Here is a 6,724-nt window from a genome sequence, read left to right on the forward strand (position 1 = left end):
TATAGGGAGCGAACCATTTCGCTGGAAGCCGCTAATGGAAAAGCCTTTAAGACCCTGAGAAATCAGCTGTTGCTTACTCCTTCACACCAGGATTTACCCAAAGGTGACTGAACCAATGCCAATGACCGTCGCCGTCTTTTATGGTAATGGTGTACAGGGTTCTCCTGCTTCTCAGAGCGCTGCCTGGTTTTGCGGTGACCTCTATTTTGTCACCACTCTTTTTCTTCTCAAGTACACATGATCCTCCCTGCACAAAACACTGAAGTTGCGATTCCATCAGGTTTGACTGATCGAAAGTGACTTGTAAAGTGGGTGATGGACCATTGGCGGTCATCAGGAAGCTCTCCGGCTTCTCGGCAGTCACCTTCAATGCACGCATATTGGCTTTGGACACAAATTTTTCCAGTGACGAAAAGGCCGATGCCATCGGGAATCTCGGTAGGCTAAATAAATTGCTTTCGGCATGCATCACACCGGAGTTTTGAGCCAGCCCTGCCACAAACCCCATTTCTTGCACCACTTCGGCCATTTTTGGATCGAATTCACCATAAGGATAGGCAAATACTTTGGGCGTAATACCTAGTCGCTCCTTTATCAGCGCTTGTGCTGTTTCCACATCGTTGCGAAATGCCTCATACCTCGCCGGTGCTGCCTCATTCAAAAAGTAGGCATGAGAATGACTGTGATTTCCTATTTCTATTTTGTTCGACAGGCAATCTTCAAGCTGTTTCCAGTCCATGTAAGAGCTGCCCCCCACCGTTTCAGTATTGATGAACACGGTGGCAGGGAACCCATATTTCTTTAACAAGGGAAGGCCATTTTTGTAAAAGCTTTCGTAACCGTCGTCTATGGTAATAACAGCCACCCGTTCCCGCTCGCCTGGCTTTTTCAGGTAATCAACCGCCTCAGAAATGGTCAATACCTTAAAATCATTTTGTTTGAGATAGTTGAGATGGGCGTCAAAGTTTTCGATGGAGATGTTGGTAGAGGGATACCGGCTATCCCCCACCCTGTGGTAGACAAAACCGACCACCTCCCGGTTCATCTGCCCGAGCAGGGTACTACTGGCGGTCGTCAACAATAACGCCACCAACCACAACAACCGTATCGATAACATAGCCGAAAAGTTTAACGGTTCTTTCTTCAACAAAATACGCCGGATCGAGGCGATAATCATCGTACTGCGTCATCCTATTCTGCCGGATGATAGTTGCCAATTGTTCCACATACTCCTCACGCCTCTCAGAATAGTATTTGAGGTAAGGAAGCAAAACGTTCACGTTGTCAGTGGTATCTCTCGCTTCTCTGAATCTCCGGTAAGCCCTGCTCCTGGCTACTAATCCAAAGTAACCATAAATAGAAGCCGACACATCGTCGTACTTTCTAAGGTAGATCGCCTGGCCGTTCCTTGAGTAGATGGACTTGATTCTCGGTTCGCCCGACCGGTACGACCAGATACCAAAGAGGTTATTGGCCTGTTGAAATATGCGTGAGGTGCCCCAGCCAGATTCTACTGCCGCCTGCGCCAGAATGATGCTGTTGGGATGGGTTTTCATGCGGCGAAGCAACAACTCTCCGGAAGCAGTTTTATAAAACTCACTTTGTTCGAAATAAAAGGCACTGTCCTCCTGTAGCCAAATGGGCTTGTTCAGTATTTCTCTGATTTGATTTCGTTCGTCCTCTATCCTGTGCTTCGCCAAAAGAATGGAAGGCAATAGGGCGGAAATGAACTTTAGCTTGGCCTGATCCGGAGGCAGTTGGTCAATTCCTTCAATTTCATGATACAGAATAGGTGCCACCAACGAATCGACCAGTAGCTCAATGCTATCCGGGTGGTTGGCCAATACTTCCCTGGTTTTGATATAATGAGTCCTGTCAATTGAAAAATTGACAAGAACAGCAGCAAAACCTACCAGGATTAGCAGAATGACAAAAATGATCGTCTTTCTCAAAAAGGGTGTTTAGTTGATCAATCTATCTTTTAAGATAAGCTATTAAATCGGACATTTGGTCAACGGAGATGGAATTTTCAAATCCCGCAGGCATCGCCGATATGTTCGAAGCTCTCAACGACGATATTTCATTTCGGTTTACGGTCGTTACATTACCAGCGGCATCTTTGATACTTAACGATGAGGCTGTTTCTGACGCAATCACTCCTGTTATTTGCTCACCGCTTTTATTTTCCAACTCCCAGGTTTCAAACCCGTCGGCGATTGATCGATTGGGGTTGATGATATCGGCCAGAATAAACGACGCATCCCTGTTTCTAATAGTGCCGAGATCAGGACCAAAACTACTCCCACCTTCTCCTCCTTTTTGATGGCACACAGCGCAATTGGCCTTAAATACAGCCGCTCCAGCCACCTGATCACCCTTCACATCAAGTGCCTGCTGATATTTTTTTACTAATTCTCCGGGAGCCTCATTACTCGCCGCAAGCAGTCGCCTCGCCTTTTCCCGCACGCCGTCGGTATAGCTGTTCATCAGCCTTACCTTGCGTGGCCAGGCAATCGTAGCCTGGTCAATACTCCCCGCTTCCACTGCATCGAGCAATGAATGAGAGCCGGATTCACTGTTGAGAAGATGTCCCATAGCATGATCTCTTACGCCGGGAGTAAGGCTGCCCCAGCGTTTCACAATGAGCTGAGAGGCGGCCTGGCTGTTGGTAGCCACTATGGCGTTGATAGCACCCTCTTGCACGGCATCTGGCTCCTGCGCAGACACCAGCGTAGATAATCTTTCTACATAGGCCCCATTGTCAGACTTGGTTAACAAAAGTAACGCATCAGTTCTTAAGCCCGGACTGGCTCCATCGTTCAGTGCCAGTTGCAACGCCTTCTCCTGAACATCCGCCAAATCCGATGCCTCAATGCCAGGCAAGTGGGTAAGCAGTTTCATGCTGGCTGTCCTGATTTCGGCTGGCGTGCCAGCACTTAATTGAGCCTTTAGAAGTTTTATCTCGGCTTTAGCACTTCCAGCCTCAAGTCCACTTCTTCTTACAACTTTTTCAATTCCATCAAGTACGGCAGACTTCCACCATGCATCCCGCTCTATTTGGTTGCCAGAGAGTACCTTCCCAAGGATCTTTGACGTGGCGGCTTTATCTCCGGAGAGGGCCACAACAGCGGCACAATTAGAGAAAAACATGGCCGTTCCCTCCGAGGGAGTATCCGTCAACGTTCTCATGGCCTCCGATAGCAACTCACTTTCTTTCCCGTAGCTCGCACTCAGTGCCGCTACCTGTACCCATCGATCACCAATGTCCTTCCGAAGCAGTTCATTACGAGCCTCAGTGGCCTCTTCGGTCTCAACAAAGCCCAGCGTACATAAAAGCTGAAACCGTACCCTGGCGTCAGCATCGCCGGACATACCAATCAGGGTTGTAGCCAATTTTGGCCATGCGGTCAGGTGTATTTCGGCCAACCTGATGGCATTTTCCCTTACACCAGCCACCTGGTGTTTCAATCCCCTCTCTATGAACTCATTAGTCAATTGACCTCTGCCTTCCAGGGCCCAAAGCCCATGCAAAAACCCAACTGCACTCTCAGTGCTGGCCACATAGTCAATCAGCATATCGTTTGGCACCAAAGCTTCGTTGGCTACAATCAGGCGCTGTGCATTTCTCCGCCACCATATATTGTCGCTGCCCAGCAACGCCACAATTTCATCCGGGCTCATACCAGGAATGTCTATTTCGTCCGCCCAGCTCATTGGAGCAGTTCCCTTAGGCGATATCCTGTAAATTCTACCTTGATTCGAGCCATTGTACAGTGCTCCTGAGTTATTCACCTCTTCTGACATCCACTCAGGATGCTCAACGATCTGTCGATAATAGTCGATCATGTACAAAGCACCGTCGGGGCCAACATAAAACTGAACAGGCCTGAACCAGCCATCTGTAGAAGCCAGAAACTCCTTGTTCTCAACCAACCTGCTTGCATTGAACGAGGCACCTTTGGCAGTAACCCTATCCGCATGTACCAGATTATGCACTGGCTCTGCCACAAAAGTCACATTCTCAAAGCCTTTGATCAAACCGCCCTGGTACCACGTAACGCCACACGAGGAAGTAATAACGCCGACATCGGTCAACAGCTGATGGGCAGGATTTTGTGTGATGGGAAATACCTCTGCTGCACTACCATGATCCGGAATGTTCTCCATGGCATCGGCAACAACCAGGTTGGGATTGCGGGCCAGGTACCTGGCAGGAATCACCTCAGTGAAAAGATGGTCAGCATTGCTGGTGCCAAAATGGCGGCCCCAGGCGTCGAAAGTTTGCCCGTATTGCGACTCGCCTGAAAGCATCTCTAATTGGAAGGAATCAGGCATGAACCTTACGTTCCGGCCATTGGCGTCAATTGGCAACTTTGGTGCGCTATCATTGGCTGGAAAATGCACCTCACTCCCCTCGTCGCTAAATTCTTTAACGCTTACTTTGGGAGTCACCATTCCCTGATGCGCTACATAAATCCAGTTGTCGAGGCCATACACGGGTGTATTGGCAATGTGCTGCGGATTAGTCACGGCAAATCCGGTCAAGACTACTTCTCTCTTATCAGCCTTTCCATCACCGTTTGTATCTTCGAGGTAGAGTACATCCGGCACGTCTACAACGATCAGCCCATTCTTCCATCTCATGAGGCCTGTGGGTAATTTAAGCCCGTCCGCAAACACGACGGCTTCGTCAAACTGCCCGTCTGCGTCTGTGTCCAGCAGTTGTTTTATCACACCGCTGCCGGACAAGTCCAGGGGGTACCCATGCATTTCGAGCACATAGGTTCTTCCCAGCTCATCTACTTCCATAGCCACAGGATCTGCCACCAGTGGTTCCGACGCAATAAGTTCGATTTGGAGGCCCTCGTATAGTTCGAAAGAAGTCAGGGCCTCTTTTGCTAACTGCTCAGCTTCTTCTTTGTCCCGCTGCGAGGCGCAAGAAGACAAGACGACCACAAGAGAAAAAACGAAGGTTTGCTTAAAAGTCATAAGGTAGGTTGGGGTGTGTTGCGACAACAATTTATCAAAAACGCACCTAATCCTTTAACCCGCCAACATAAAATTAGCTGAGAATAAATTTAAGGTCGGCAGGAGAGTATTTCACAGACTTCAGGGTCTTTCTGTCCCCGGTTCTGAACACGAGGTACAGTCCGTCCGCTTCCTCATAGTGGCATTCAACACCTTGTGCCTTGTAGTGGTTGACTGTGGCTTCAGCTTCTTCAATTGTCTTGCAGGTTTTGCTCATATTGGAGCGCTGCACCTCATCAAAAAGCTCTTTGAATTGCCCACCCAAGCCAAATTCAAGCACAGCACCACTGAGCACATACTGCAGGTCGCACAAAGCGTCAGCTATTTCTACGATGTCCTTTGCCTGAATAGCCTCTTCCAATTCTTTTAGTTCCTCAGCCAGAAGGTTCACTCTGAGGGCACACCGGTCAGCAGAAGGAACAGTAGCCTCTGGCAGTATCGGGTGGCCAAAAGTCCGGTGAAATTTTGCTACATCATTAAGAGAATCAGGCGATTGCATAAAGTGGGGTTTTAGTCTGCATAAATAATCGGATTCTAAAATCCGCCGTTTTACTTTTACAGTCAACCATGAGTGAAGAAAAACTTATCCACAGCGAGCCAGAGCCGCACGGAAAACTCAGCATTATTTACCAGGATGAGTATTTGGTGGCCATCAATAAGCCTAATCGGCTTCTCGTTCACAAAACCAGAATTGCAGAGGAAAAGCATTTTTTTGCGAATAGGCTGCTGGCCGACCAAATAGGCTGCGAGGTATATCCGGTGCATCGAATCGACAGGGCCACTTCGGGAGTATTGCTTTTCGCCTATTCTCCTCAGGGAGTAGCCATGACCCAATCGCTCTTTATGAAAGGCGAAGTAATGAAGGAATACCTGGCAGTGGTTCGGGGCTTTGTAGCAGAAACAGGATCGACAAACGAGTCGTTGGTTAAACATGAAACAGGGGTTGAGCAGACCGCTTTGACTGACTATGAAAGGCTAAATACTGTCGAGGTCGCCATTTCGGTGAATAAATACCCAACCTCAAGGTATTCCCTCGTGAGAATGCTGCCAAAAACAGGCCGCACTCACCAACTCCGACGTCATTTCAATCACATGGGGCATCCGATAGTTGGCGACACCAAGTATGGAGACCTCAGACACAACAGGATGTTCGAAAGAGAATGGGGCATCACTTCGCTCCTTCTTCATGCCCACAAACTCACTTTTATTCACCCGTTTTCAACCCAAGAGGTAAGGCTTCAAGCCCCGCTGTCGCCTGATTTTGTAAAAGCAATGGACACGTTCGCCTGGGTGAACAATTATTAAAACTTCAACCCAGGGCTTTCATAATTCGCATTGGATGATGCAAAACCAGACCAAGCCTGTATTTAATACAATTCCTTTAATTTTTTGAATTATTCAGTTAATCATTGTTAACCTAATATTAATTAATTAAATTTGTTGTTAACAATTTGGTAACATTAAAAGAAAGGAGCCATTATGAAAGGATTGTATGAGCGCAGGTTCAAGTATAGTCTGGACTATTTGGTGCTGGGTAAGCCTAAGAGAAAAGAGCGAGTGATCAATTGGTTGATTTTGGGCTTGGTAGCTTTTTTGGGCATTGTGCTTTCCATTTGAAATAGTCAAAAACAGATATACTTACCGAATGCGTTGGGCTCACAGCTCACTAAAAAGCAAAGGTCTCCTTTATCGGAGA

Annotated in this window: 6 protein-coding genes; 2 read left to right on the forward strand and 4 right to left on the reverse strand. The window is 47.8% G+C overall.

The genetic code is table 11. From position 1 onward, the window contains the following. Positions 1-73: 73 nt before the first annotated feature. The 4 genes from RIF36_RS01205 to RIF36_RS01220 form a co-directional block, all read right to left on the reverse strand. Positions 74-1,117, reverse strand: a complete 1,044-nt coding sequence (locus RIF36_RS01205) for a polysaccharide deacetylase family protein (protein ID WP_350118786.1) — start codon at positions 1,115-1,117, stop codon at positions 74-76. After that, on the reverse strand, positions 1,062-1,952 hold the full coding sequence (locus RIF36_RS01210) for a glucosaminidase domain-containing protein (protein WP_350092846.1): 891 nt from the start codon (positions 1,950-1,952) through the stop codon (positions 1,062-1,064). The genes RIF36_RS01205 and RIF36_RS01210 overlap by 56 nt, the downstream gene beginning before the upstream one ends. Before the next feature lie 22 nt (positions 1,953-1,974). After that, positions 1,975-4,989 (reverse strand): PVC-type heme-binding CxxCH protein, encoded by a 3,015-nt coding sequence (locus RIF36_RS01215; RefSeq protein ID WP_350118789.1) that lies wholly within the window; start codon positions 4,987-4,989, stop codon positions 1,975-1,977. A gap of 73 nt (positions 4,990-5,062) precedes the next feature. Further along, on the reverse strand, positions 5,063-5,527 hold the full coding sequence (locus tag RIF36_RS01220) for a pyrophosphohydrolase domain-containing protein (protein ID WP_151996710.1): 465 nt from the start codon (positions 5,525-5,527) through the stop codon (positions 5,063-5,065). A gap of 68 nt (positions 5,528-5,595) precedes the next feature. Between RIF36_RS01220 and RIF36_RS01225 the strand changes: the two genes are divergently transcribed. Both RIF36_RS01225 and RIF36_RS01230 read left to right on the forward strand, forming a co-directional pair. After that, the gene (locus tag RIF36_RS01225; RefSeq protein ID WP_350118792.1) at positions 5,596-6,333 is read left to right on the forward strand and encodes a pseudouridine synthase; all 738 of its coding nucleotides are present in this window, start codon (positions 5,596-5,598) and stop codon (positions 6,331-6,333) included. A 174-nt stretch (positions 6,334-6,507) separates the two neighbouring features. Further along, positions 6,508-6,645 carry a hypothetical protein gene (locus RIF36_RS01230; RefSeq protein ID WP_350071638.1) on the forward strand — a complete coding sequence of 46 codons (138 nt, stop codon included), beginning with the start codon at positions 6,508-6,510 and terminating at the stop codon, positions 6,643-6,645. Positions 6,646-6,724: the final 79 nt, after the last annotated feature.

The sequence above is a fragment of the Imperialibacter sp. genome (assembly GCF_040222815.1).
In the GTDB taxonomy this organism is placed as follows: Bacteria; Bacteroidota; Bacteroidia; order Cytophagales; family Cyclobacteriaceae; genus Imperialibacter.